Below are 24026 nucleotides of genomic sequence, written 5' to 3'. Positions count from 1 at the left end.
CCTTTATAAATAAAATCAATTATTTAGTATTTTTTATACCATTGATCAATTCTTCTAACATAAATGCAGTGTTATCTAAGCCAGCGCCCGTTAAATACCAGGCATCGGCATCAACAAAGATGACACGATTCTCTTTGACTGCCTGACTATTCTTGAGTAATGGATGTGATTGAATATGTTGTTTCGCAGCATAGTTTTGCGTGTTTACAGCACCACGGTCTAACACAATGATGAAATCAGGATTTTGTTTTATTGCTTGTGCTAGACGCTCTAAATTGCGTTGCGCGGTAGCAAGAGCTTCTGGTGAGTTTGGAGCAGGTCGAGCACTTGAGGCTTGAGGTGCTGCAGGCGGCACCACTGACTTTAAGCCAGAAATATCATAGGTAAATCCAAATCTTTCATTCTTTGCATGCGGTATAAAATTATTACCGATGGCAAAAAGCATCAGGCCGGATTTGCCTTTAGTGAGTTGTTTAAGTTGTGCTTGAAGGGCATAGACATGATCTAATTTAGATTGTGCGAGTTGTTCCTTATTAAACATTTTTGCTAAAAAAAGTGTGCGATTTTTCAGGTCTTGATTGAAGTTTTGAGTATCAGGCCAGAGGTTGATTGCAGGTGCAATTTTTTTGACCTCATTTAATTTTGCAGCAGAACGCCCGCCGACAATGATGAGATCTGGCTTTTGTTCTTTTAATAAGGTTTGGTTGGGTTCAAATAAAGATCCAGCTTTTACATATTGTTTGTCATTAAATTTTTTCAAAGCACCAACAAAAGTAGTTTCGGGTACGATTGATGCTTGAATACCTAAAGTATTCAGTGTATCCAACGCGGATAGTTCGTAAACAGCCAGCTTCTGTGGCGTATTTTGAAGTTGAATAGTTTGATCTTGATAAGTGAATTGAACAGGTTGAGCATATGAAACAAAGGCGCTGAATGAAAGAATGAGTGCCAATGGAAGTTTAATGTAAGTCATATCAATACCTCGAGGTTTGATAAAAGCTTAACACGAATATATAAATGATAATCATTATCATTGTTGAATTTGTGTTTTTATCTTCTTACTAGTATCTACTTTGAATTGAAGGGTATTTATGCGGAGTGTTTTAAGCCCCCGCAATGATCAAAGAATTAGAGCGGTAGTTGAAGCAACTTGCTGAAGAAATGTGGAATAATTTGAGGTTCAATCAATATCGTAACCACGACACCGTAGGCTGCGCCCCATAAATGTGCACTGTGGTTGATGTTACTGTTTCCACGTTTACCTGACCAAATACTATAAGCAACATAAAGCACGGCAAAAATAATGGCTGGAACTGGAATAAAGAAGACAAATATCAGTTTCCATGGTTGAAATAAAATATAAGCAAACAAGACTGCTGATACTGCTCCAGAGGCACCTAGACTTGCCCAGCGGTGATCATTTTTATGTTTTAAATAGCTTGGAATAATTGCCGCGATTAAACCGCCTAAATAGAACAGAACAAATCCGAGTTCATATAAGTATTGTCGATAAAAACTCTCAATTACACTTCCAAAGAAAAAGAGTGTGATCATATTGAACAGTAGATGTGTTCCATCTGCATGTATAAAACCATGCGTGATAAATCGATCGTATTGACCTTTCTGCATGGCTGGAGGCCAAAAAATCAAACGATTCATAATATTTTGATTGGAAAATGCAACCAGTGAAATGGCAACCGTAATTAAAACGATGGTGACAGTATGATTAAAAGGTAAATCAAGCATATGGATAAGATTGAATAAATTGCTTTAATTCTATTCATCATGCCATTTTTTTAAATTTAATTGTTATTAATATAATAATTCTGACAAATTTAGTTGAATTTTAAATATTATCCCCGATCTTCAGTTAAAATAGAGTCTTCAGCTTGAGGAAAAATTGTTATGTCGACTGAGAACACCAGCACTGCAGTTGCTGAAGAAATTCCAAATTTATTAATTACACCAACTGCGCAAGAGTATTTGTTTGAACTTTTAGAGAAGCAAAATACTCCTGGTATCGCGGTACGTGTTTTCGTAGAACATCCGGGTACACCACGTGCTGAATGCTGCATGGCGTATAGTGCACCAGATGAAGTCGTTCCAACCGACTATAAACAAGAATATCCAAAATTTGCTGCATATATTGATACACCATCAATCCCATACTTATTGGATGCAGTGATTGATTACAACAAAGATCGCTTTGGTGGTCAGTTGACTTTCCGTGCACCTAACTCGAAAGTGCCACGTGTAGGTCCAGATGCATCGATTGAAGAACGTATAACCTATGTATTACAGTCAGAAATTAACCCTGGTTTAGCAGGGCATGGTGGAAGCTGTGAATTGGTTGAAGTGGTTGAAGATGCTGAGCATGGTTTAACAGCGGTCTTGAAATTTGGTGGTGGCTGTCAAGGGTGTTCAGCAATTGATGTGACACTTAAACAAGGTGTTGAAGTTACGCTAAAACAGCATATCCCAGAGTTACAACGTGTTGTGGACCAGACAGACCACAGCCAATCAGAAGGCGCTTATATGAAATAAGTTGCCTTTAAATTTACAAAAGTTGATTTGAAAAGCTCCCATTAAAAGGGGGCTTTTTTTTATGAAAACTGAACAAAATGAGTAATATCAATAAAATTGAAATGTAAAAAACAAAACTATAAATGAGAATAGTTATCATAATCTATTGCAAAGTGATTATCATTTGTTACAATGCGACACAATTCGAACAAGATCTCTCCACACATTCTTTGGTAATTACACAATGCAAAAGACATTTTTAAAATCTAAGTTAGCGTTTGCTGTCTTAACCACCATGTCGGTTTCAAGTTTTGCACAAGAGCAAATTGGTCAAGATACTAATGCAAAACAAGATACAACTAAGTTAAAAACAATTGTCGTAACTTCAGCGAGTGGTTATGAGCAAAATATAGCGGATGCTGCTGCTACTATTTCAGTGATTACTGCCGAAGAATTAGAAAAAAAATCTTATAGTGATGTAACTGATGCATTGAAAAATGTTCCAGGTGTATTTGTACAAGGCGGTGGAACGAACCAGACGATCTCCATTCGGGGTATGGGATCAGCTTATACCCTATTTTTAGTAGATGGACGTCCAATGAATGATGGTAGTCTTTTAACAACAAATGGGGGGGTTCAAGGAGCATCAGTAAACTTCTTACCGCCAATAGAATCGATTGAACGTATTGAAGTGATTCGAGGCCCGTCATCCTCTCTATATGGTTCTGATGCAATGGGTGGTGTAATTAACATCATTACTAAAAAGCATCAAGATCGTTTGACTGCAAGTATTCGAACAGAATATATCAAAGCTGGTAAATCGAATGACGTTAACAACGACGCAACCAATACCAGCTTGTATGTAAATGCACCATTAATTGATAAGCTTCTTTCGGTTCAAGTTACAGCTGGTCTTCAAACGATTGAAGAAAGTTCATTACAAAAAAATACAGCCGAAACAGGTGAGAGTGAACCAGATTTTCAAAAAACAAATCTAGGTACAAAGTTTGTTTTTACACCAGATGAAAAAAACACACTCACTGCTGAATATGTAAGAACTCAACAAGAGCGTACACACAACCCAGGTAAAAGTTATACCCAGTATGTTTCAGTAACGGGTCCTAAAGTTGATATTGATGGTAAAGATTTCGTTCTATCTAATGGAAATTATTATCCAGCATATAATACGAATAATCGTAATGATGATGGTGAGCTAATCTATCGTTCAGATGTCGTACCGAATACAGGGACTTACTCAGAATTAGAAAAAAATAATTTTAGCCTTACTCATGATGGTGAGTACGACAATCTAAAACTCACTTCTTACTTGCAATATGATAAAGATAAAAATAATGCAATTACAGGGCGTACTGTGGGTAAAGTTCAAAATCCAGGGGGGATTTTATTTGAGACTATCACAGCCAATACCCAAGGAACGTACTTTTTCGAAGATCATAGTCTGACCATTGGCGGGCGATATTTAAAAGAAAATCTTGAGGATGGTACAAGTAACCAAAATGCAGCGATGGCTGGTAAAGTCACTAAAATGGATCGATATCAATGGTCTATTTTTGCAGAAGATACTTGGAATGTCAGTGATAAGTTAGCACTAACCTTAAGTGGTCGTTTCGATGAAAATGAGTTTTTTGGTGATAATTTCAGTCCAAAGGCATATGCAGTTTATAAAGCTACAGACAACGTGACTTTAAAAGGAGGTGTAATTTCAGGCTATAAAGCGCCGAGCTTACGTAATTCTTCTCCAGATTACATGCTGAACTCAATGGGCGGGGCAATTATGCCAAACCCAAATTTAAAGCCAGAAACCAGTTTAACGTATGAAACAGGTTTTGCATTCACTCATCCTGAATTGGGTTTATCTGCAAGTCTTATGGTCTATCAAACTGACTTTAACGATAAAATTACTCGATCTGGTCGTTTAGATGGTAGTCGACTTCCCCCAAAAAATGACGGTGAGCCGCCTTACACTCAATCTGAAATTAATGATTTCGTTAATAGCAGTGCTTTCTATCAGTCCAACCCTAATCTGCCATATAACGCAAATGGTTATACACTCAACTATAACATTGATAAGGCCGAAATTAGAGGGCTTGAACTGACCACAGATTACAACATTACAGATTACTTAAAATATAGACACTCTTATACATTCACAGATAGTGAGCAAAAATCTGGACAGTATGAAGGTAAACCATTGAATAATTTGCCTAAACATATGTTTAATGCAGGCTTAGATTGGGACTTTAATGATCAATTGTATTTATGGACTCAATTGAATTATCGTGGCAAAACAGTGGGTGATACCGATGGAGATAAAACACCAGCTTATACATTTGTAGATGTTGGAGCTGTGTATAAGTATAGTGACCAATTCCAGCTATCTACTGGTGTATATAATGTTGCAAACAAAAATGTACTGAAAGATGGAAATGATTGGGTGCTTGATGGTCGACGTTACAGCTTTGCCTTGAATTATAAGTTTTAATGTCTTGTGCTTGGAGTGAGAGCGAGAATCTCACTCCAAGCTTTGAATAGTCGAGTTTAGAAGGAAAATAATGAAGCGCGTCGATGGCTATGTGGTTGACACTATCTATCCTATGTTTTTTTATCCAGAGATGCAGCCAATTTGGTTGAGTACAATCAGCCAATTTCAAGGTTATATAGCGCCAGATATATCTCAAAATTTTCGATATTTAGAGTTAGGTTGTGGTTGTGGTCTTAACTTGATTGTGGCAGCAATTGCAAATCCGTACGCTGAGTTTGTCGGAGTGGATTTTAATGACAAACACATACAACGAGCTACAGAGCTTGCTCAATTCTTACAGTTAAGCAATATAAGATTCTTAAATATAGACTTTGAAGAATTTAACAAAAATAATAATGAAGTGTTTGATTTCATTGTCTGTCATGGAGTGTATTCTTGGGTTTCTGAACACAATCAATATTTTATTAGGCAGATTCTAGATAAATCTTTAAAGGACCAAGGACTATTCTATTTACACTATATGTGCTTTCCTGGATCCGCTACTTTACAGCCTATTCAAAAAATCTTTAACTTGGTTGATAAAAATACGTCTCAGCAATCTGCTCAAAGTATTGAATTGTCTACAGCACTAGTGAGTGAATTAAATCGGAGAGGCGCTTTTATTGGATATGACAAAATACAAGGAATTGTGAATACATTAAAAAATGATACCAATTATCTCGCTCACGAACTTTTAACTGATTATTGGCAACCCCTTTATAGTGTAGATGTACATGAGATTTTAAAGATCGAAGCTGATCTATCATATATTGGGAGTGCAGTTCCAACTGAAAACTTAGATTCGCTTAGCATTCCAATCGACTTGCAACAGTTGATATCAGATGTGAATATTTCGAATACAAAAGAGTATCTAAAAGATATTGCTCGGGATTCAAAGCAACGTATGGATTTGTTTCAAAAAAAATCAGTGAATTACCGTTTTGAAGACCATTTAGGAATTTTACATAAGATTAGATTAGATCTTATTCTTAACAATCAGCGATTGGATAATATTAATTTAAAAACATCAATTGGCCCAATTCAAGCTCCGAAGGAGGTGATCAGTGCCATTATTGAAAGTTTAAGAACTGGTTCTAAAACTTTTCAACAGTTACATCACCTTCCTTGTTTTCAGCAAAATTTAAAACTACTTGTTGAGAGTATATTTTTATTGATGAATTGCCATTATATCTATCCTATAAGCGAGCATAGAGAATCAAAGGACCTACGTAAAATAGAACGTCTCAATTCATGGCTGAGTGAGCATCAAATTGAGATTCAAATACCGACGACATATTTCTAATAAACCGCTCTAAGGAGCGGTTTTCTAATTAAGATGTGAGAATACTTAGTGCTGGTTCAGAATAGTAGAATTTTTCAAGATATACACGTGCACGTTGTTTAAGGTGTTCACTAGAAATCATATGCTTAATTACGGGGCAGAGCAGAGCACTTAATTCATTTTGAACAAGGCTTTCGTTGATATTGATATCTTGCAAGATCAGATCGAAAGAGCGGTCTTGATTATGACAATACCACGTGTAAATACCATCGTGTACTTGTTGCTTTAGATATTCAGTTTGACGGAGGTGATCCCAAATATCATGTCCCATTGCCACAGTATTTGGTAGATCATTGATCTCAAAATAGTTTTTAACAGCAGAGAGTGGGACTTGCTTTATTTTGTGCCAAAGATTGGCTTGGAAATGATATAGCTTATTGTCATCAAAGTGTTGGTTAATGACTTGTTCGCTAATTTGACTGATCTTGATAATATTTTTTTGAAGATAATGTTTGACCGTATCATCAAGATTGGAATCGGTGACACTTTCAAGAACTGATTTCCCCATTTTCATAAAGCGGCCGACACCGGGTACTTTTTTATTCATCACTGAATTATCAATATAATCCTGAATAGAATGATGGATTAACTCGGTGAGCATACTCGAAAATGCGGGATTGTTCACGATACGTTTAATCAGGGCTTGGCGGTGAGCACTTTTAGATGAAATATAAAGTGCAATTCGATCAATGGTGTGAACCGAGATAATATCTTCGATTTGAGTCGTTTCATTAAGCGGATGAACCAACGCAAATCGAATATGCTCCGCAATCTGTTGAACGAGAGAATCAGTTGTAGGTGTATTTAGAATTTGTTTTTGAAGCAGTGCACTAATCGCCTCGAAAGACCAAATTTGCTTTAAAGGTTGTTTTCGAAACCATTGATAAAAATATAAAAATTCATTTTCAATGGTGTCATCTTGAGAAAATTCATGATCAAGAAATGCCAAATGTGCCTCAATCAACTGTTCGATTTTAGGATTTTTTTCCATGAAAATTCTCAATATCCTTAATTTGACGATGACGTTTTAACGGTATTCATCTTATTTAAAAAACTTAAGTAATGTTGCACCACAAGATCAGGTGTTTCTACGATAGGTGTATGACCAATTTGATCTAATAGAATAGGGGGATGTGCTTTTTTTAAGGCGGTCCCTAATTCATGTGCAACTTCAACATTTACTATCTGATCTTGTTTTCCCCACAAAATCAATGTTTCAACCTCAATATTTTTTAACAATTGAGCAAATGATTCAACGGTGTACTGTTGATTGAGTTTAACAAGCTGATGAATCAACTCAGATGTATCCGCCGCGCGTTGAATAAGTGCTTGCTCTTGTTGTTTCTTGATTAAACTGGGTACGAAGGGAGCTTTATGCATAACTCTCCTAGAAACATAATTCAAGTCTCCAGGTTGTGAGATTAAAAGCTGCTTTAAATAAATTGGGTTATTGAGGAAGAATGTTTTGTTACTTCTGAATAATCCACCGGCACTGATCAGAAATAAACTTTTCATTTCTTGAGGATATTTAGCAGCATACATCAGTCCGATTGATCCACCGACAGAGTGACCCGCTAGATTAAGCTGGTTTTCAATGCGTAATGCTTCTGCAAAACGACGTAACTGTTCAGTCAGATGAGGAAGTGATAAGTCAAATCCCTTCGGTGTTAGCGTTTGTCCACTTCCAGGCAAGTCAACGATAATGACGCGATATTGCTGTGTGAGATTCCGAGCGACATGATTCCAACTGTCTCGATTCATGCCTATACCATGAATGAGCAATAAGGCAGGTCGATCAGCAGGACCACCTTCGCTATAAGACCACACAACATCTCCGACGCGAATCGTTTTATTGGATAGTCCTGCCCAAGCACGTTCTTCATTTAAAACTTTTTGATAGTCGATAAATTCAACAGTATCTGCTCGGGTAGATGAGATACCGAGGCTGAGCATTAACGCGAGTAAAATGGAAAATAAATGTTGATGCTTTAATATGGGTAAAGGAAGATGAACAAACATGCAGGTGAAATCCCTTAAAACAGGGCGACATTATAATCAAGTGACTTTTATAAAGTAGTAGTTAAAAGTAAAAAAATAAATCCTATTTTTGTGATAATTGGTTCTCGATTTAAATAAGTTTTACTTCATAAACATAAATTTAAGCGCTGAATCAGCTGCTAAAGTGTTTAGTAAGGAATGATCATAATCATCAGATTTGAAGAAATTGAAGATATTTTTAGCAATTAACAAAAATTGTAACAGAGTTTAAATTTTGTCAGTGACAATCAAAAAGCACAGTATTAAAATTACCTCAAACCTTGATAAACCATGGATACAAGATGCTAACTGCACAAGAAGCTTTAGAACGTTTAAAAATTGGTAATCAACGTTTTGTTGAAGGTCAAACCAAGCATCAGCGATTATTGACGCATCAAGAGCGTGCTCAGATGGCTGAAACTCAAGAGCCATTTGCGATTGTATTAGGATGTTCTGATTCACGTGTTCCAGCTGAAATGGTTTTTGATCAGGGCTTAGGTGATTTATTTGTTATTCGTGTAGCAGGCAATATCGTAGCTCCATCTCAAGTTGGAAGTGTGGAGTTTGCAGCCGAAAGTTTTAATTGTCCTTTAGTGATTGTATTAGGTCATACACATTGCGGCGCAATCGACTCAACGATTGAAGCATTACGTAATCCTCAACAACCGCCATCTGTTAATTTGATGTCTATTGTCAATCGCGTACGTCCATCAGTCGAAATTTTAATGCAAACTGAGTTAAAAGATGATTTGAAAAAGCTTTCAGTACACGCGGTTCGCTCAAATGTTTTTGCTTCAGTTAACCAGTTGCGCCATGGTTCTGCGGTGTTGGAAAACTTGATTGCACAAGGTAAATTAAAAGTTGTAGGTGCAGAATACTCACTTGAAACAGGTGAAGTTACATTCTTTGACTTCTAATATCAGCATTTTAAAAAAGCCAGCTTAAGCTGGCTTTTTTATTGATTGGGATTTATGGATCTATATGTCTATAACTTTATAGAGCGCCTTTAATATAAGAATATGCATTATTTAAGAGTTTAGGTTGAGCTTGTTCATTAGGATGAATCAGATCTTTTTGCATGAGTTTATTATTTCCAGCAACACCTTCTAGAAAAAAAGGGAGCAACTTCACATTAAATTGCTGGCTCACAACTTTATAATTATTTTCAAAGGCTTTGCTATACGCTGAGCCATAGTTTGGAGGAATCTTCATGCCAAATATGAGTACTTTGGCATTAGATTTTTGGCTCAATTGAACTAATCGAGTTAGGTTTTGTTGAATCATTTTTGGAGGTTGACCTCGTAAACCGTCATTACCTCCCAATTCAATTACGACAATATCTGGTTTGTGTGTTTGTAGCAATTTGGGCAAACGTGCTAATGCACCACTGCTTGTTTCACCACTGACACTTGCATTGACCACTCGATGTTGTTTCGGATACTGTTGATCAAGACGTTTTTGCAAAAGATTGACCCAACCTTTCTCGGTGGGTACGCCGTAACCAGCACTTAAACTATCACCAAGAATAAGGATAGTTTTTGCAAAGCTATTGATCGGTAAAAGAAACAGACAACTGCAGATAAATAAAAAGGCAGTTTTTCTCAACGTAACAATATTTAAACTTTGACTGATTTGCATAAAGGCTTTCTATGGTTCGTAATGACTCAACTTCTTCAATCATGCCACAAGCGTTAATTTCTGCACAGCAATTGACACAAACGATACAGATCCAACAAAAAAAGTTGACGATTTTTGAGAAACTAAATCTACAAATTTATCCTGGCGAGCAAGTCGCAATCACAGGCAGATCGGGTTCTGGAAAATCTACACTCTTGGGAATTCTGGCGACATTAGATCAGCCAAGTTCAGGAACATTGTCGATTAATGGTATAGCAGTTGAGCAATTAAGCGAAGAGCAACGCGCTCAAATTAGACTTGAAAATATTGGTTTTGTATTTCAATCCTTTCAGCTTTTACCTTCTTTATCTGCGCTTGAAAATGTCATGTTACCGCTGAGAATTCAAAAGAATTTTGATTATGCCAAAGCAGAACAACAAGCCCTTTATTGGTTGAACAAAGTGGGTTTAGATCGTCAAAGTACTCAAACACCTAAAGTACTGTCTGGGGGAGAACAACAACGCGTAGCAATTGCACGCGCTTTAATTGCTGAGCCCAAAATTGTATTTGCGGATGAACCAACGGGAAATTTAGATGGGACGACAGCCCAGGAGATTGAACAGCTTTTATTTGATTTGAATCGGGAGCTGGGCACTACATTGGTTTTAGTCACCCATGATCAAAAGCTAGCACAAAAATGTGAGACGCATTATGAATTGATCGATGGTCAATTAGAAAAAGTGCAAGGCGCTTCAGCTTCTGGAGCGCGTGTATGAGTGCGCTATTCAAACCTTTGTTGAAGCAAAGTTTTGCTAGCACAGGGATTTATTTGCTCATTTTTGCATTGAGTCTCGCGATTAGTGCGACAACCGCTTTAAAGTTCAGTAATGATCAGATTCAACAAGCTGTTTCATTGCAGGCTGCTAAGCTTCAAGCTGCTGATCTAGTGTTGAGTGATCAATATCCGCTCAATGAAAAATTTAAACAGAAGGCGAACCAACTCAATCTACAACAGTCCCAAGTGACGGTTTTTGGTTCAATGGCACATACTGATGAACAATTTGTCATGGTGAATGTCAAAGCGATTGAGTCCAATTTTCCGCTACGTGGTGAACTCATTATTCAACCTGATCAGACTGCTATTCGGTCAGAAGAGGTATGGCTGAGTCAACGTGCTTTAGATTTATTAAATGTCAAAATAGGGGAGAGGGTTCAAATCGCAGATGCGAGTTTTACAGTCACAGGAGTCATTGAAAAGGATTCTAACCAAGAACTCGGATTTTCAGCCTTTTCACCTACAGTGATCATTTCACAATCTGATGTTGCGGCAACCAATGCGATTCAGCCTGGAAGTCGTATCGAATATCGTCTGCTTATGTCTGGTGAGCCAAATAGACTTAATGAGTTTACGGCTTATTTTGATCAGCTCTATCCTAAAAAAATGATTGAACCAAATGCAGATGATCAGCAAGCAATGGAAACCCAAAGCTCAATTCGCTTGAGAACTGCGGATGAGGCGAATACCCGCTTGATGCGTCCAATTGAAAATCTAGATACTTTTTTACAGCTTGCAAACATTCTTACAATTTTACTGTGCGGTATTGCAATTGCGTTGACCAGTCAACGGTACGTTCAACAAAATCAAGATCATGTTGCTTTAATGAGATGTATGGGGGCTGCAAAGTTCCAAATTCTTAAGAACTATATTGCATTGCTTATGATTGCCGTCGCAATTGCGATGTTCATCGGTACTGGGTTAGGGATTGGTCTAGGCTATATTTTATTGCAGTTTATGTTGCAACTAATTCCGCATTTAGACATCCAATTTAGCTTGTTTGATTTGGTTTTGGGTCCTTTGCCGATTGCAATATTCACCAGTGTCATTGTGATGTTTGGATTTATTGTCCCAAGTTTGATGCAGCTCTTAAATACGCCTCCAATTCGTGTTATCCGTGAGGATGTTAAATCTACGCGTTCTCTCTTGACCTTATTGGGAGCGGGAGCTGTAAGTCTTATTTTATTTTGTATTTTGCTCACTCAAAATATACAGCTCTCATTGCTCGTTATCGGTACGATCCTCGCATTGTGTGCAAGTATGTTCAGCATAGTTTGGTTGCTATTAAAGATGATCAAATCTTTGAAAAATAGATGGTCAGCCTATGTACGTGTACCTAATCAAACAGCATTTCAAATTACTGCACTTGCATTAGGTCTGAGCCTGATTACAGTTCTTGTAGTATTAAGGACGGATCTATTAGATCGTTGGCAGCAACAGTTACCTGAAGGTACGCCAAATCAATTTATTTATGGTCTTCCTCCATTTGAAGTTGAGCAATTTAAAGCTCAGATCGAAAAAGAAGGTTGGCCAAGTACACCCTTGTATCCGAATATCCGCGGACGCCTAATTAAACATAATGGTCAGCCATTTTCGGAATCATTAAGAGCGCAAAATAACTCACTCAGACGAGAGTTGAATTTGACTCAAGCTCAAGGCTATCCAGAAGATAATGTCATTGTCAGTGGGCAGCCACAATTGCAGCAGGTGGGAGATGTTTCTGTTGAAGCAAATCTTGCTGAAGAGTTAGGGATAAAAGTGGGTGATCAACTCAGTTTTAGCTTGCCAGAAGGCGAACTTCAAGCCAATGTTGTAAATTTAAGAACAGTCGAGTGGGAAAGCTTCAGTCCAAATTTTTTCTTCATTTTTGCACCGAATACGATGGATGAAAATGCTGGAAGTTATTTAGGAAGTTTTTTTGTACCTCAAGATGAAAAATCCAAGTTGGTCAATCTGATTCAGCAGTTCTCAAATACTGTATTTATCGATGTTTCCTTAATTTTAGATGAAATTAAGAATTTAGTATCTGTTCTAGTTCAAATTATTACCATTCTTGCGCTTCTCGTCAGTGTTTCAGGTTTTTTGGTGTTGATTGCTTGCATTAATTTATTGCTGGATGAGCGAAAGCGAGAAGTCGCGATTTTAAGATCATTTGGCAGCTCAAAATCCAATTTGAAAAATATGCTGAGTTTAGAAATTGGATTTAGCGGCTTTATGGCTGGCTTAGTATCGTGTTTTTTTGCTGAGGTCATCAGTGCGATCGCCAGTTATAAAATGGATCTCGCTATACAACCGCATTGGGAAATCTGGGTGATTCTACCCATGAGCATGATGATTTTATGTGCGCTGATTGGTCGTTATCGTTTAAGCTACTTAACTGAGATTCCTCCATTAAAAAGCTTGCGCGAACTCAATCAATCATAAAATTTATGAGGTCTAAAAAATGCAATTGGAATTAATACGCCAATTGCATTTTCATTTGCTGCAACATTTCAGCCCAAATGGGTTGTATTCCGCTCACTAAGCCTAAGTTATATTGATACATGAGCCAACATAAGAAGATGCCTAGAGGAAGTACCACGATGGTAGTGGTGAAGCCTAGTCTAAATCGTTGACCGATGTACCAACATAAAGCCATGACTGCACCCATCAACATTCCACCAATATGCGCTGCATTATTTATTCCAGGGATCATGAATCCCATACCAATATTTAATGCCAAGATGATCAGCAGCGATTTACGATCAAAGAGAAATTGTTGTTGTGGTAAAGGGGGAAAAAGAGATAAGAGCGTTAAAGCACCACCTAAACCCATAACGGCACCTGATGCACCTGCGGATACACGTGGAAATAAATCATGGTTGACATGCTCCAATAACTCGTAACTATTCCGAATATCAATCAGTCCACTGATCAAGCTTCCCATAATGCCTGCTAATAGATACAAGCCTAAAAAATAAACGTGTCCAAGTGTTTTCTCAGCGACATTGCCAAAGATATACAATGCCCACATATTGAGCATTAAATGAATAAGACCAAAATGAAAAAATGTACTGCTGAAGATTCGGAGGGGTTCCTCTAAATAAGTCAGCGGTGCATAATCAGCACCCCAGCGCAAAGCATCTATTGTTGCTGGGTTTGATATATCCACCCCGCTAAAGATTTGCCAGATAAAAAGTACAACATTTAGTGTAATGATTAAAAACGTAATCTGACTTAAGGGTAGACGTGATTGGCTTTGAAATTGGGGTGGTTGCATTTCAGTCATGTCATTGTATTCTGTGATAATGATATGGATTAAGGTCAAGCATGTACTACGCTAACAAAAGGAGCAACACACTGACATGAAAGCATTTATTGTTCGAACTTTATTGGTCATTGTCAGTATCATCCTTGTAATTCAACTATGGATTTTTTCAAGTCTTGCATGGTGGAGAACCAATGCTGTTGATACAACGATGCTCATGCGTTGGACATACTGGACCGACAGTTCGAAGCCTATTCAGCATCAATGGCGTGATTATGAGAATATCAGTGATCATCTGAAACGTGCGATTATTGCAGCTGAAGATGCTAAATTTATGCAACATCATGGCTTTGATTTTGACGGCATAAAACATGCTTTGGAAAGAAATAAAGAAAAAGAACAAGTGGTTGCGGGTGGATCTACCATTTCCCAACAATTATCCAAAAATCTATTTTTATTTAATAAGCGTTCTTTTTTACGTAAAGGACAAGAGGCGGTCGCTACTGTCATGATGGAGCGTATGTGGTCAAAACAACGCATTCTTGAGGTATACATGAACTCCATTGAATTTGGAGATCATATTTTTGGTGTGGAAGCTGCAGCACGTCATTATTTTGGAAAATCGGCAAGCAGTCTAACACGTGAGCAAGCCGCATTTTTGGCAGCGATCTTGCCGAATCCGCGTTATTATCAACACCACCGTCAAGATCGTAAACTCAAAAATAAACAGCGAATTATTTTGCGTTACATGAATGCTTCAAGAATTCCGTGAAATGTAATTGTCTAAAAAACTTTCGTGAGATCAAAAATGCACAGTGATCATGTGCATTTTTTATGAAATTGTCATAAATTTGAAGCATACTTAAGACAGATCTTTAGCATGCAGGTTTTGTGGTATGAATACCGCGATGACAAATACTCCAACTGAATATACTTATAATGAACGATATATCAATCGTGAACTTTCAATTTTAGATTTTCATCTTCGTGTTTTAGAACAAGCGGTTGATCCATTGCATCCATTGCTTGAGCGAATGAATTTCTTATTGATTTTTTCAAGAAATATGGACGAATTCTTTGAAATTCGTGTTGCGGGTGTTATGGAGCAATTGGAGCTCGGTAATGAAAGCCGTAGTCCAGATGGGTTAACACCAAAGCAAGTTCTTGAGAAAATTTCACAGACTGCGCATGCTGCAATAGAGCGTCAATATCGTATTTTGAATGATGAAATTTTTCCAAAATTACGTGAAGAAGATATCTGCTTCTTACGTCGTGGAGAGTTGACACCTGCTCAATCCCAATGGATTAAAAAATATTTTCAGGAACAAGTTGCGCCAGTACTTACTCCAATTAGTTTAGATCCAGCACATCCATTCCCGCGTTTAGTCAACAAATCACTCAACTTTATCGTCACGCTAGAAGGCAAAGATGCTTTTGGACGACAGATTGATTTAGCCGTTGTCCCTGCGCCACGTTCTTTACCACGTGTGGTTCGTTTACCTGACGAGTTAACCGATGGTAAAGAACACCACGTGATGCTGTCAGCGATTATTCATGAGCATGTCTCTGATTTATTCCCAGGAATGACTGCGACAGGTTGCTATCAATTCCGTGTGACGCGAAATGCGGATTTAGCCCTTAATGAAGATGTCGAAGATTTGGCAAAAGCATTAAAAGGGGAGTTAAACTCTCGTCGATTTGGACGTGCTGTCCGTTTAGAAGTGACAGAAAATTGCCCAAAACATATTTATGATTACCTTCTCAACGAATTCGACTTGCATGAAGAACAATTATATAAAGTTGATGGACCTGTGAACTTGGCACGTTTAGTGTCTAATTTTAAACGTCCGCATTTGAGATATGACTCACATACGCCGGTCATTCCTAAAGTATTAAAGAAGTCTGAAAATGTTTTTTCTGCGATGAAGAAACAGGACATTCTTTTACATCATCCATTCGAATCATTTGCTCCAGTTATTAATTTATTACGTGAGGCAGCACGAGATCCACAAGTTTTAGCGATTAAGCAAACATTATATCGAAGTGGGCCTGATTCTGAGATTGTTCAAGTGTTGGCTGAAGCTGCACGTAATGGTAAAGAAGTCACAGCTGTCATTGAACTTCGAGCGCGATTCGATGAAGAGTCAAATATTGCGGTAGCAAATGTTTTGCAAGAGGCTGGTGCTGTGGTGGTTTATGGCATCGTAGGCTATAAAACACATGCAAAAATGATTCTCGTTGTGCGCCGTGAAAATAATAAATTGGTTCGTTATGTGCACTTAGGTACAGGGAATTATCATGCAACCAATGCCCGGATCTATACCGATTACGGATTGATGACAACGGACAAAGAGCTTTGTGAAGATGTGCATCGTATATTCCAAGAGTTGACTGGAATGGGCAAAATGGCAAAATTGAAGAAATTACTTCATGCGCCATTTACGTTGCATACACAGTTAATTAGTTATATTGATGAAGAGATTGCTCACGCCAAAGCGGGTAAGCCAGCTCAGATTATTGTGAAAGTGAATGCGCTGACTGAAGTGCAACTGATTAATAAACTTTATGAAGCATCACAAGCTGGTGTGCAGATTGATTTAATCATACGTTCAATTTGTTGTTTAAGACCAGGTTTGCCAGGGCTTTCTGAGAATATCCGTGTGCGCTCTATCGTTGGACGATTCTTAGAGCACACACGTGTGTATTATTTTGGAAATGCAGGGCAACCACGACTGTATTGTTCAAGCGCAGACTGGATGGATCGTAATTTATTTAATCGTGTTGAAGTTTGTTTCCCTGTTGAGGATCCAACTTTGAGAAAGCACATTTATCAACATGGTTTATTGAATTATATGAAAGATAATCAACAAGCTTGGTTGTTAAATGGTGATGGAACTTGGTCACGTGCGCAATGCGATGAAGGTGAGACTCCTCATAATGCGCAACATAAATTGCTTGAACTCTTTAAATCTTAAATGATTTTTATAAAAAAAGGAGCCAAATGGCTCCTTTTTTGTGATGACTTATTAGCAAATATCAGCAGTAATGCGCTGTAGAATTTGTAAAAGGACATCAAATTCGCTTTGCAATGGCGTACTTTTACGCGTCACTAATGACAGAATGCGTGAAGGGGCATTCTCAATTGGTCGGATCACCAATTGATCATTATTTTTCAGCATATGTGTATTTACCGCAATCTGAGGTAGTAATGTAAAGCCCAGATTAGAACTCACCATTTCAACCAAGGTTGGTAATGAGCTCGCTTTAAGGCGATGATCATTCTTGCGTTCACCGATAGGGCATACACTTAAAGTATGGTCTCTTAAGCAATGACCTTCTTCAAGCAACATGAGGTGTGTCAAATCAAGGTCTTCTAGAGATTTAGCTTGCGCCGTTTTGTGGTCAGCTTTGTTTGCAACTAAGTACAAACTCTCTTTCGCAACTTCAGCGACTTTTAAGCCACGTGTGTCGAATGGGAGCGCTAACATGATCATGTCTAAATTGCCATGTTCTAGCTTTTCAACCAAATGTTCACTCTGTGCTTCATGAAGATGTAGTTGAATTTTAGGCAGCTCTTTATGAACTTCTTCTAACAATTGCGACAAAATAAATGGTGCAATCGTTGGAATAATTCCTAAATGAAGATCACCAGTAAGTGGTTCGCTCATCTCACGGCTCAGTCGCATGAGATCTTGAGCATCAGCAAGAAGGACACGTGCTCGTGCAACCACTTGCTCACCGAGAGGGGTTAAACGTACATTTTGGCGATCACGTTCAACGAGAACGCCACCCAATAAACGCTCGAGCTCCATAATCCCGCCAGAAAGCGTAGACTGAGTAACGAATGAGCGACGTGCTGCTTCTGTAAAATGCAACGTCTCAGACAGAGTCACGAGATATGACAGCTGTCTTAGGGATGGTAATGCAGCCATAGTGTCCTAGTGTTTATCATTTAAAATGTTTTGCAAACAAACCACTCAGTTGTGGGATGAAATGCGCAGGAATATCATGCCCCATTCCTTCGATTAATTCAAACTTTGCGCCTGATATTGCTTTTGATACTGCCTTGCCGTGGCTAAAAGGGAGTAGACGATCCTTTGAGCCATGTACAACCAGTGTTGGCTTTTGAATTTGCTTATCGATAGAAACTAATGAGCCTGTACATAATATTGCTAAAAACTGTTGAAGTACACCCGCTGGATGATAACTACGCTTATATAATTTACGCGCGTTTTGAATAACTTCCAATTGATTGACGTAACCAGGTGAACCAATCGTCTGAATGACTTTAATACTATGATTTACAATACCATCTTCATCATTCGATGCAGGGCGACCAATAAGACTAAATAATTGTTTTGGAAATGGCGGCGGAAGAAATGGCTGATTATTACTGGTAAATAATAATCCTAGTTTATCCACTTTTTCTGGATATTTTGCTGCCAATATCTGAGCGATCATTCCCCCCATTGATGCACCAATAATATGCGCTTTTTCAAGACCTAATCGTTCAATGAGTAACGCTACATCTTCAGCCATATCATATAAATTGTAAGGAGAGCCTTGATTTCCTAGACCAAAAGCAAATCGACCCATAAGTTTAAATGTATTGAGGCGAGGTCCCTTGTGCTTAATTTTTGTTGAGAGGCCAATATCTCGGTTATCGAAACGAATGACTCTGAAACCTTGGTCTATTAAAGATTTGCAAAAAAAATCTGGCCAAAAAAGCATCTGCGCACCCAGTCCCATGATGAGAATAATCGTAGGATGTTCAGCCTTGCCTCCAACTTCAATATGAAGGTCGATCCCATTGCCTAGACTCACTTTACTTTCTTGCATGAATGGAGCATAAGGTGAAACTTGATATTCTAGTGCGTTATTCATTTTTATTGTGTCCAAACTAAAAGGGTACTTTCATTTGAAAATACCCTAAATCTTTGAATAATTAAACGGCAGCTGGAATTAAATCTGGGACCAGTTTGGTCAATGTTAAACGTTGCTTCGCTGCTGTTGGTCCAAGTAGCACAAATCCACGAAGCGTTGATTCTTGGTCAAGTGCTTTAGCAATCATTCCGTCATCGAGCTCTTCAGTTTCCCAAGTTGCCTCTACACCTTGAGGTACAGGTAATACAGTCAGTGGTGCAGCAGGAGTTTTCACTGCAACTGGCATCGCTGGATAATGAACTTGTGTATTTTCACCAGACAATGTTTTAGCTAAAGCACGTGCTTGTTGCATAATTGGCATGACATACGGAAGCAGTAAACCATTTACTTCTGCACAATCACCTAATGCATAAATATCGGTTTTATTGGTTTCCATTAAAGTGTTAGTCACAATCCCACGGCTGGTATGGATTCCTGCTTCTTGTGCAACTGATGTATTGGGTTGCAGGCCAACAGCAGAAAGAACAACGTCAGCTGTAAAGCTCTGTCCATTTGCAAGCGTTACGGTATAGCTTTCGTCTGAGTTTTTACTTACCCGATCTACGGTGGTACTTAATGCAAACTGAATACCTGTTTCTTCAAGATTTTGCTGGAAAGCATGTGCAACGTGTTCTGGTAGAAGGCGACCCAAAGGTTGTGGGGCAAGATCAATCACAGTCGCTTGATGACCAGTGTTCTGTAAATCGTTGGCAAACTCACACCCAATGAGGCCTGCACCTAAAATGACAACACGCTTGTCTTGTTTAAGGTCGAGCTTAGAGCGAAATTCACGATAATCAATCAGTGAGTTAACTACATGAATATCATCAGCGCCATCACCTGAAATGGCTAAACGAATAGGGTTAGCACCTACAGCTAATATTAATTTGCTGTATATAAGGTTTTCAGCTTGTCCATCTTTTGTGTAGGTCAATTGATGTTGATCTGCAGAAATTGAAGTTACAGTCGCATGATGAATAATTTGCATATTCAATTGCGCAGACATTTTCTCAGCATCACCTAAGGCAATTTGCTCTGGCGCTTTTTTACCTACAAGTGCATTAGATAAAGTTGGTTTTGCATAGTTCACCGCATCATCTGAGCAAATCATAACAAGTGCTTGTTCAGCATTCAGTTTGCGAAACTCTCGCGCTAATGTGTAACCTGCCATGCCAGAGCCAACAATGATGATCGGTTGCATAGTACTCTCCAATACTGATAATTTTTTTAGTAAATAAGAAAAAAGACCATATCAAAATGGTCTTTAAAGGAAATCTGTATTAGATTTCAATCATTTCAAAATCTGCTTTTGATACGCCGCAATCTGGGCAAGTCCAATCATCTGGAATATCTTCCCATTTAGTGCCTGCAGCAATGCCATCTTGTGGCCAGCCTTCTGCTTCGTCATAAATCCATCCACAAACGATGCATTGATATTTTTTCATTTGATTCTCCAAAAAATACTGACAATTCCATTTATTGGTGTCAGCCAAAATCTTTCTCACACCTAGACTCGAGTGATATGAATTTTTATCGTTCATATTCAAGCAAATTTTTACGCAGTTCGAGGTGGAAAGTAAAGTAAATAACGGAGTTTAGCTGACTAAAAGAGAAGCTGAATGGCAGATTAGGACAAAACGCATGCTAATTATGCTAATGCATGATAGGACTGAGCATTAAATCTTTGAAATATTTGCCAAAATTATATGTATTATGATTTAAAAAAAATTGTCAGACTTTTGTCGCGTATTGATTTACCAGCTATTCATATAAAATTTATACTGTTTGTGTTTTATACTTGTTATTTAATTAAAAAATGGGTTATTAAAAATCAATAAGTTATATTGGTTGGTATTTTTTCTTAGCTCATGTTTGCTATATTTTTTGTCAATAATTCGTTAAAATTCACGCATTCTTTTGTCTAATTTTTATCTCCTATGTCTACATCATTGTGGTCACACATTCGTACGGTCCAAGATTTTCCAAAACCAGGAATTTGTTTCTTTGATTTAACTCCTTTGTTCATGCAGAGCATTGCACCTTTAACTGACGCCTTAATCGAAAGTATTCCTGCGGAGCAATTGGCAGAGGTAGAGAGTTTCGTTGCGGTTGAAGCACGTGGGTTTGTTTTGGCGAGTTTGTTGGCGCAACGTACTGGTAAGGGGTTGTTGTTGGTTCGTAAAGCTGGAAAATTACCACCACCAGTAATTGGTGTGGGCTATAGCCTTGAGTATGGCATGGACCGTTTAGAAATGTCTGCGGATGTACAGGCTCAAAAAGTGATTATTGTTGATGATGTATTGGCCACAGGTGGTACATTAAAAGCAGTTAAGCAATTGATGGATAAATGTCAGCACACTGTTTTAGGGGCGAGTATTTTCCTTGATTTACCAGACTTACACGCGGATTTAGGAATGAATATTTGGTCAGTTTTGGACGATAAATCAAAACCTCAAATTTAAGTCGAAAAGCCTTGTGATTCACAAGGCTTTTTTAATGTGATTGATGATTTGAGTGGCTGACTAATCCGATCAGGTAATTCAGGCGATCAGGGTTTTCCAGTTGATGACGGCCACCAATAATACTTTCAACGTACATGTATGGCTCTAATAAGTCAGAGGTACTATGCATATCAATCAGTTCATCACCAAGTTCGATATAAGCGATTTGAGATGAGGTTTTGGATTGAAGCTCCTCAATTGTAATCGCTGGATAATCTGGATCGAAAGATGGCATTAGGCTCGGATTTGCAATCACAGCAGGAAGTTGAAATCGATTTGACATCTTTAATGCCCAGTAACCACCTAGACTATGTCCTACTAAAATGTCTGGTTTAATTTTCTCGATCATATCGATATAAAAACGTTCAACAGCAGCGTATTTTAAATTTCGATAATCAACATTAATGCAATATTTATTTTTAGAAAGAATTGCCTGAAACTTGGTAGATTCTCTTGAAGAATCTAATCCATGCATAAACAATACTTTAGGCTCTTGAGTGTTCATAAGTCATCATTAAATCCATTCTATTTTTTATGATTGTTGAAAGTATACTTTTCCACAATTTATAGGATGATTGTAGAGTGCTGTATTCAAAGTACAACTTAGCTTTTGGTCTAAGAAATGTTCAGACCTAGACTTTAGTGGATGAAATTAAGCGTTTTTCAAATGGCTGATTATTTTTTCTAATGCTCAAGTACTTTGAATTCTGCTATGCTATGCAACTTCTTTTTTAAATAAAATTACGAGGCAGAGATGACGCAACAAAACGCTCAATCGACTTCTGAACAAGCCATTTCCGAAAACGATTTAATCGCACAGCGTCATGCCAAGTTAAAACAGATTCAAGATAAGGCTCAAGAGCAGGGCACTAGCCCTTGGCCAAACACGTTTAAGCGTGAACATTATGCACAAGACCTTCAGGATCAGTTTGCTGATAAATCAAAAGAAGAAATTGAAGACAGTGAAAAAGTTTATGTCAAAGTTGCGGGGCGGGTGATGTTGAACCGCGGTTCGTTCATGGTGATCCAAGACATGACCGGCCGTATTCAGCTTTATGTTGCACGTAAAGAATTATCTGCAGAGACTTTAGACACCATTAAAGGTCTTGATCTAGGTGATATTATTGCCGTTGAAGGTTACATTGGACGTTCTGGCAAAGGTGATCTTTATGTGCATATTGAACATTTTGAACTCCTCACTAAATCACTCCGTCCTCTTCCAGATAAGTTCCACGGTCTAACAGATACAGAAGTTAAATACCGTAAACGTTATCTTGATCTGATCGTTAACGAAGAAACGCGTAAGACTTTTGAAATTCGAGCAAAAGTAGTTGCTGGTATTCGTAACTTCTTGACTGAAAAACGTTATATGGAAGTTGAAACGCCAATGATGCATGTGATTCCAGGTGGTGCTTCTGCGCGTCCATTTGAAACGCATCACAATGCCTTAGACATGCCATTATTCTTACGTATTGCACCAGAACTTTACTTAAAGCGTTTGGTTGTAGGTGGTTTTGAACGTGTGTTTGAGATTAACCGTAACTTCCGTAATGAAGGTGTGTCTACACGTCACAACCCAGAATTCACCATGATCGAATTCTACCAAGCTTATGCAGACTACAAAGACTTGATGGAACTGACAGAGCAAATGCTAGAAAAACTAGCAATTGATATCTTAGGTTCGACAGATGTACCTTATGGCGAAGAAGTGTATAGCTTCAAGGGTCCATTCAAGAAAATCTCAATGTTTGATGCAATTCTTGAACATAACCCACAATTTACACCTGAAAATGTAAATGATCGCGAGTTCTTAGCTGAGTTTGTTAAGAATGAACTTAAAGAGCAAGTGAAGCCAGGTTTTGGTCTAGGTAAGCTTCAAACGATTGTATTTGAGGAAACTGTTGAAACGAAACTTCGTCAACCGACCTTCATTACTGAATATCCTGCGGAAACCTCTCCATTGGCACGTCGTAACGATGACAACCCGCACATTACTGACCGTTTTGAATTCTTTATTGGTGGTCGTGAGCTTGCAAATGGCTTCTCAGAGTTAAATGACCCAATTGACCAGGCTGAGCGTTTCCAAGCACAGGTAGCTGAAAAAGATGCGGGTGATGATGAAGCAATGCACTATGATGCCGACTTCGTTGAGGCGCTTGAATATGGTTTACCTCCTACAGCAGGTGAAGGGATTGGTATTGATCGTCTGGTAATGCTATTTGCCAATGCGCCAAGTATTCGCGATGTGATCTTATTCCCACATATGCGTCACAAAAATGCGTAATAGTGAAATTAAAAAAGCCCTTCTTTGAAGGGCTTTTTTAATTTTTCTTAACATAAAATTAAATTTAAATGTTTTTTAGTGTGAGTTTATTTTGAGGTTTTAATCACAAAATATTTGATTAAGGTGATAAAAAATATAGAAAATTCTCATTAAGGCTAATCTGTTTAACCAGCTG

Annotated in this window: 21 protein-coding genes; 10 read left to right on the top strand and 11 right to left on the bottom strand. The window is 38.1% G+C overall.

Annotated elements, in window-relative coordinates; all coding sequences use genetic code 11:
* Nucleotides 1-19 precede the first annotated feature (19 nt).
* Both AC1M9B_RS06085 and AC1M9B_RS06080 read right to left on the bottom strand, forming a co-directional pair.
* Nucleotides 20-973, bottom strand: a complete 954-nt coding sequence (locus AC1M9B_RS06085; RefSeq protein WP_481608771.1) for an ABC transporter substrate-binding protein — start codon at nucleotides 971-973, stop codon at nucleotides 20-22.
* Between the two features lie 155 nt (nucleotides 974-1128).
* Nucleotides 1129-1746: a rhomboid family intramembrane serine protease gene (locus tag AC1M9B_RS06080; RefSeq protein ID WP_035269610.1), complete on the bottom strand. Its 618-nt coding sequence runs from the start codon at nucleotides 1744-1746 to the stop codon at nucleotides 1129-1131.
* Between the two features lie 159 nt (nucleotides 1747-1905).
* On the opposite strand from AC1M9B_RS06080, the gene nfuA reads away from it, so the two are divergent.
* The 3 genes from nfuA (at nucleotide 1906) to AC1M9B_RS06065 (ending at nucleotide 6368) form a co-directional block, all read left to right on the top strand.
* Nucleotides 1906-2544, top strand: coding sequence for a Fe-S biogenesis protein NfuA (gene nfuA / locus AC1M9B_RS06075; protein WP_481608770.1), 639 nt, complete (start codon nucleotides 1906-1908; stop codon nucleotides 2542-2544).
* A 223-nt stretch (nucleotides 2545-2767) separates the two neighbouring features.
* Complete coding sequence (locus tag AC1M9B_RS06070; RefSeq protein WP_481608769.1) at nucleotides 2768-5026, top strand: TonB-dependent receptor domain-containing protein; 2259 nt, start codon at nucleotides 2768-2770, stop codon at nucleotides 5024-5026.
* 70 nt (nucleotides 5027-5096) lie between these two features.
* Nucleotides 5097-6368 carry a class I SAM-dependent methyltransferase gene (locus AC1M9B_RS06065; protein WP_481608768.1) on the top strand — a complete coding sequence of 424 codons (1272 nt, stop codon included), beginning with the start codon at nucleotides 5097-5099 and terminating at the stop codon, nucleotides 6366-6368.
* 28 nt (nucleotides 6369-6396) lie between these two features.
* Here AC1M9B_RS06065 and AC1M9B_RS06060 read toward each other — a convergent pair whose 3' ends face one another.
* Both AC1M9B_RS06060 and AC1M9B_RS06055 read right to left on the bottom strand, forming a co-directional pair.
* The gene (locus AC1M9B_RS06060) at nucleotides 6397-7398 is read right to left on the bottom strand and encodes a hypothetical protein (RefSeq protein ID WP_481608767.1); all 1002 of its coding nucleotides are present in this window, start codon (nucleotides 7396-7398) and stop codon (nucleotides 6397-6399) included.
* Between the two features lie 17 nt (nucleotides 7399-7415).
* The gene (locus AC1M9B_RS06055; protein ID WP_481608766.1) at nucleotides 7416-8426 is read right to left on the bottom strand and encodes an alpha/beta fold hydrolase; all 1011 of its coding nucleotides are present in this window, start codon (nucleotides 8424-8426) and stop codon (nucleotides 7416-7418) included.
* A gap of 320 nt (nucleotides 8427-8746) precedes the next feature.
* Between AC1M9B_RS06055 and AC1M9B_RS06050 the strand changes: the two genes are divergently transcribed.
* Nucleotides 8747-9361 carry a carbonic anhydrase gene (locus AC1M9B_RS06050; protein ID WP_481597299.1) on the top strand — a complete coding sequence of 205 codons (615 nt, stop codon included), beginning with the start codon at nucleotides 8747-8749 and terminating at the stop codon, nucleotides 9359-9361.
* A 76-nt stretch (nucleotides 9362-9437) separates the two neighbouring features.
* Here the strand turns inward: AC1M9B_RS06050 and AC1M9B_RS06045 are convergent, their stop codons facing one another.
* On the bottom strand, nucleotides 9438-10082 hold the full coding sequence (locus AC1M9B_RS06045) for an arylesterase (protein ID WP_481597298.1): 645 nt from the start codon (nucleotides 10080-10082) through the stop codon (nucleotides 9438-9440).
* Between the two features lie 41 nt (nucleotides 10083-10123).
* On the opposite strand from AC1M9B_RS06045, the gene AC1M9B_RS06040 reads away from it, so the two are divergent.
* Both AC1M9B_RS06040 and AC1M9B_RS06035 read left to right on the top strand, forming a co-directional pair.
* Nucleotides 10124-10837, top strand: a complete 714-nt coding sequence (locus AC1M9B_RS06040) for an ABC transporter ATP-binding protein (protein WP_481597329.1) — start codon at nucleotides 10124-10126, stop codon at nucleotides 10835-10837.
* Nucleotides 10834-13320, top strand: a complete 2487-nt coding sequence (locus tag AC1M9B_RS06035; RefSeq protein WP_481608765.1) for an ABC transporter permease — start codon at nucleotides 10834-10836, stop codon at nucleotides 13318-13320. The genes AC1M9B_RS06040 and AC1M9B_RS06035 overlap by 4 nt, the downstream gene beginning before the upstream one ends.
* A gap of 31 nt (nucleotides 13321-13351) precedes the next feature.
* Here AC1M9B_RS06035 and AC1M9B_RS06030 read toward each other — a convergent pair whose 3' ends face one another.
* A complete protein-coding gene (locus tag AC1M9B_RS06030; RefSeq protein WP_481608764.1) occupies nucleotides 13352-14164 on the bottom strand; it encodes a rhomboid family intramembrane serine protease in 813 nt (270 codons plus the stop codon).
* A 76-nt stretch (nucleotides 14165-14240) separates the two neighbouring features.
* Between AC1M9B_RS06030 and mtgA the strand changes: the two genes are divergently transcribed.
* Together mtgA and ppk1 are read left to right on the top strand one after the other, a co-directional pair.
* Nucleotides 14241-14915 carry a monofunctional biosynthetic peptidoglycan transglycosylase gene (mtgA, locus tag AC1M9B_RS06025; RefSeq protein ID WP_035266660.1) on the top strand — a complete coding sequence of 225 codons (675 nt, stop codon included), beginning with the start codon at nucleotides 14241-14243 and terminating at the stop codon, nucleotides 14913-14915.
* Nucleotides 14916-15039: 124 nt separating this feature from the next.
* On the top strand, nucleotides 15040-17118 hold the full coding sequence (gene ppk1 / locus AC1M9B_RS06020; RefSeq protein WP_035266707.1) for a polyphosphate kinase 1: 2079 nt from the start codon (nucleotides 15040-15042) through the stop codon (nucleotides 17116-17118).
* A gap of 51 nt (nucleotides 17119-17169) precedes the next feature.
* Here the strand turns inward: ppk1 and oxyR are convergent, their stop codons facing one another.
* From oxyR to rubA, 4 genes are all read right to left on the bottom strand, one after another.
* Nucleotides 17170-18075, bottom strand: coding sequence for a LysR family transcriptional regulator OxyR (oxyR, locus tag AC1M9B_RS06015; RefSeq protein ID WP_035266662.1), 906 nt, complete (start codon nucleotides 18073-18075; stop codon nucleotides 17170-17172).
* Nucleotides 18076-18091: 16 nt separating this feature from the next.
* Nucleotides 18092-19027: an alpha/beta fold hydrolase gene (locus AC1M9B_RS06010; RefSeq protein WP_092766881.1), complete on the bottom strand. Its 936-nt coding sequence runs from the start codon at nucleotides 19025-19027 to the stop codon at nucleotides 18092-18094.
* A gap of 61 nt (nucleotides 19028-19088) precedes the next feature.
* Nucleotides 19089-20267, bottom strand: a complete 1179-nt coding sequence (locus tag AC1M9B_RS06005; RefSeq protein WP_035266666.1) for an NAD(P)/FAD-dependent oxidoreductase — start codon at nucleotides 20265-20267, stop codon at nucleotides 19089-19091.
* Nucleotides 20268-20346: 79 nt separating this feature from the next.
* A complete protein-coding gene (gene rubA, locus AC1M9B_RS06000) occupies nucleotides 20347-20511 on the bottom strand; it encodes a rubredoxin RubA (protein WP_000760495.1) in 165 nt (54 codons plus the stop codon).
* Between the two features lie 492 nt (nucleotides 20512-21003).
* Between rubA and AC1M9B_RS05995 the strand changes: the two genes are divergently transcribed.
* Nucleotides 21004-21528 carry an adenine phosphoribosyltransferase gene (locus AC1M9B_RS05995; RefSeq protein ID WP_481608763.1) on the top strand — a complete coding sequence of 175 codons (525 nt, stop codon included), beginning with the start codon at nucleotides 21004-21006 and terminating at the stop codon, nucleotides 21526-21528.
* 31 nt (nucleotides 21529-21559) lie between these two features.
* On the opposite strand, the gene AC1M9B_RS05990 is transcribed toward AC1M9B_RS05995, so the two are convergent.
* Nucleotides 21560-22072 carry a YqiA/YcfP family alpha/beta fold hydrolase gene (locus AC1M9B_RS05990; RefSeq protein ID WP_179997703.1) on the bottom strand — a complete coding sequence of 171 codons (513 nt, stop codon included), beginning with the start codon at nucleotides 22070-22072 and terminating at the stop codon, nucleotides 21560-21562.
* Nucleotides 22073-22321: 249 nt separating this feature from the next.
* Here AC1M9B_RS05990 and lysS point away from each other — a divergent pair, with 249 nt between their 5' ends.
* Complete coding sequence (lysS, locus tag AC1M9B_RS05985) at nucleotides 22322-23851, top strand: lysine--tRNA ligase (RefSeq protein WP_481608762.1); 1530 nt, start codon at nucleotides 22322-22324, stop codon at nucleotides 23849-23851.
* Nucleotides 23852-24026: the final 175 nt, after the last annotated feature.

Source organism: Acinetobacter sp. ANC_7513 (genome assembly GCF_056779915.1).
This window is presented reverse-complemented; position numbering and strand designations above follow the sequence as displayed.

Coding starts and splice junctions, on each gene's coding strand:
- AC1M9B_RS06085 (WP_481608771.1), bottom strand. CDS start 973: ATGACTTACATTAAACTTCCATTGGCACTCATTCTTTCATTCAGCGCC.
- AC1M9B_RS06080 (WP_035269610.1), bottom strand. CDS start 1,746: ATGCTTGATTTACCTTTTAATCATACTGTCACCATCGTTTTAATTACG.
- nfuA (WP_481608770.1), top strand. CDS start 1,906: ATGTCGACTGAGAACACCAGCACTGCAGTTGCTGAAGAAATTCCAAAT.
- AC1M9B_RS06070 (WP_481608769.1), top strand. CDS start 2,768: ATGCAAAAGACATTTTTAAAATCTAAGTTAGCGTTTGCTGTCTTAACC.
- AC1M9B_RS06065 (WP_481608768.1), top strand. CDS start 5,097: ATGAAGCGCGTCGATGGCTATGTGGTTGACACTATCTATCCTATGTTT.
- AC1M9B_RS06060 (WP_481608767.1), bottom strand. CDS start 7,398: ATGGAAAAAAATCCTAAAATCGAACAGTTGATTGAGGCACATTTGGCA.
- AC1M9B_RS06055 (WP_481608766.1), bottom strand. CDS start 8,426: ATGTTTGTTCATCTTCCTTTACCCATATTAAAGCATCAACATTTATTT.
- AC1M9B_RS06050 (WP_481597299.1), top strand. CDS start 8,747: ATGCTAACTGCACAAGAAGCTTTAGAACGTTTAAAAATTGGTAATCAA.
- AC1M9B_RS06045 (WP_481597298.1), bottom strand. CDS start 10,082: ATGCAAATCAGTCAAAGTTTAAATATTGTTACGTTGAGAAAAACTGCC.
- AC1M9B_RS06040 (WP_481597329.1), top strand. CDS start 10,124: ATGCCACAAGCGTTAATTTCTGCACAGCAATTGACACAAACGATACAG.
- AC1M9B_RS06035 (WP_481608765.1), top strand. CDS start 10,834: ATGAGTGCGCTATTCAAACCTTTGTTGAAGCAAAGTTTTGCTAGCACA.
- AC1M9B_RS06030 (WP_481608764.1), bottom strand. CDS start 14,164: ATGACTGAAATGCAACCACCCCAATTTCAAAGCCAATCACGTCTACCC.
- mtgA (WP_035266660.1), top strand. CDS start 14,241: ATGAAAGCATTTATTGTTCGAACTTTATTGGTCATTGTCAGTATCATC.
- ppk1 (WP_035266707.1), top strand. CDS start 15,040: ATGAATACCGCGATGACAAATACTCCAACTGAATATACTTATAATGAA.
- oxyR (WP_035266662.1), bottom strand. CDS start 18,075: ATGGCTGCATTACCATCCCTAAGACAGCTGTCATATCTCGTGACTCTG.
- AC1M9B_RS06010 (WP_092766881.1), bottom strand. CDS start 19,027: ATGAATAACGCACTAGAATATCAAGTTTCACCTTATGCTCCATTCATG.
- AC1M9B_RS06005 (WP_035266666.1), bottom strand. CDS start 20,267: ATGCAACCGATCATCATTGTTGGCTCTGGCATGGCAGGTTACACATTA.
- rubA (WP_000760495.1), bottom strand. CDS start 20,511: ATGAAAAAATATCAATGCATCGTTTGTGGATGGATTTATGACGAAGCA.
- AC1M9B_RS05995 (WP_481608763.1), top strand. CDS start 21,004: ATGTCTACATCATTGTGGTCACACATTCGTACGGTCCAAGATTTTCCA.
- AC1M9B_RS05990 (WP_179997703.1), bottom strand. CDS start 22,072: ATGAACACTCAAGAGCCTAAAGTATTGTTTATGCATGGATTAGATTCT.
- lysS (WP_481608762.1), top strand. CDS start 22,322: ATGACGCAACAAAACGCTCAATCGACTTCTGAACAAGCCATTTCCGAA.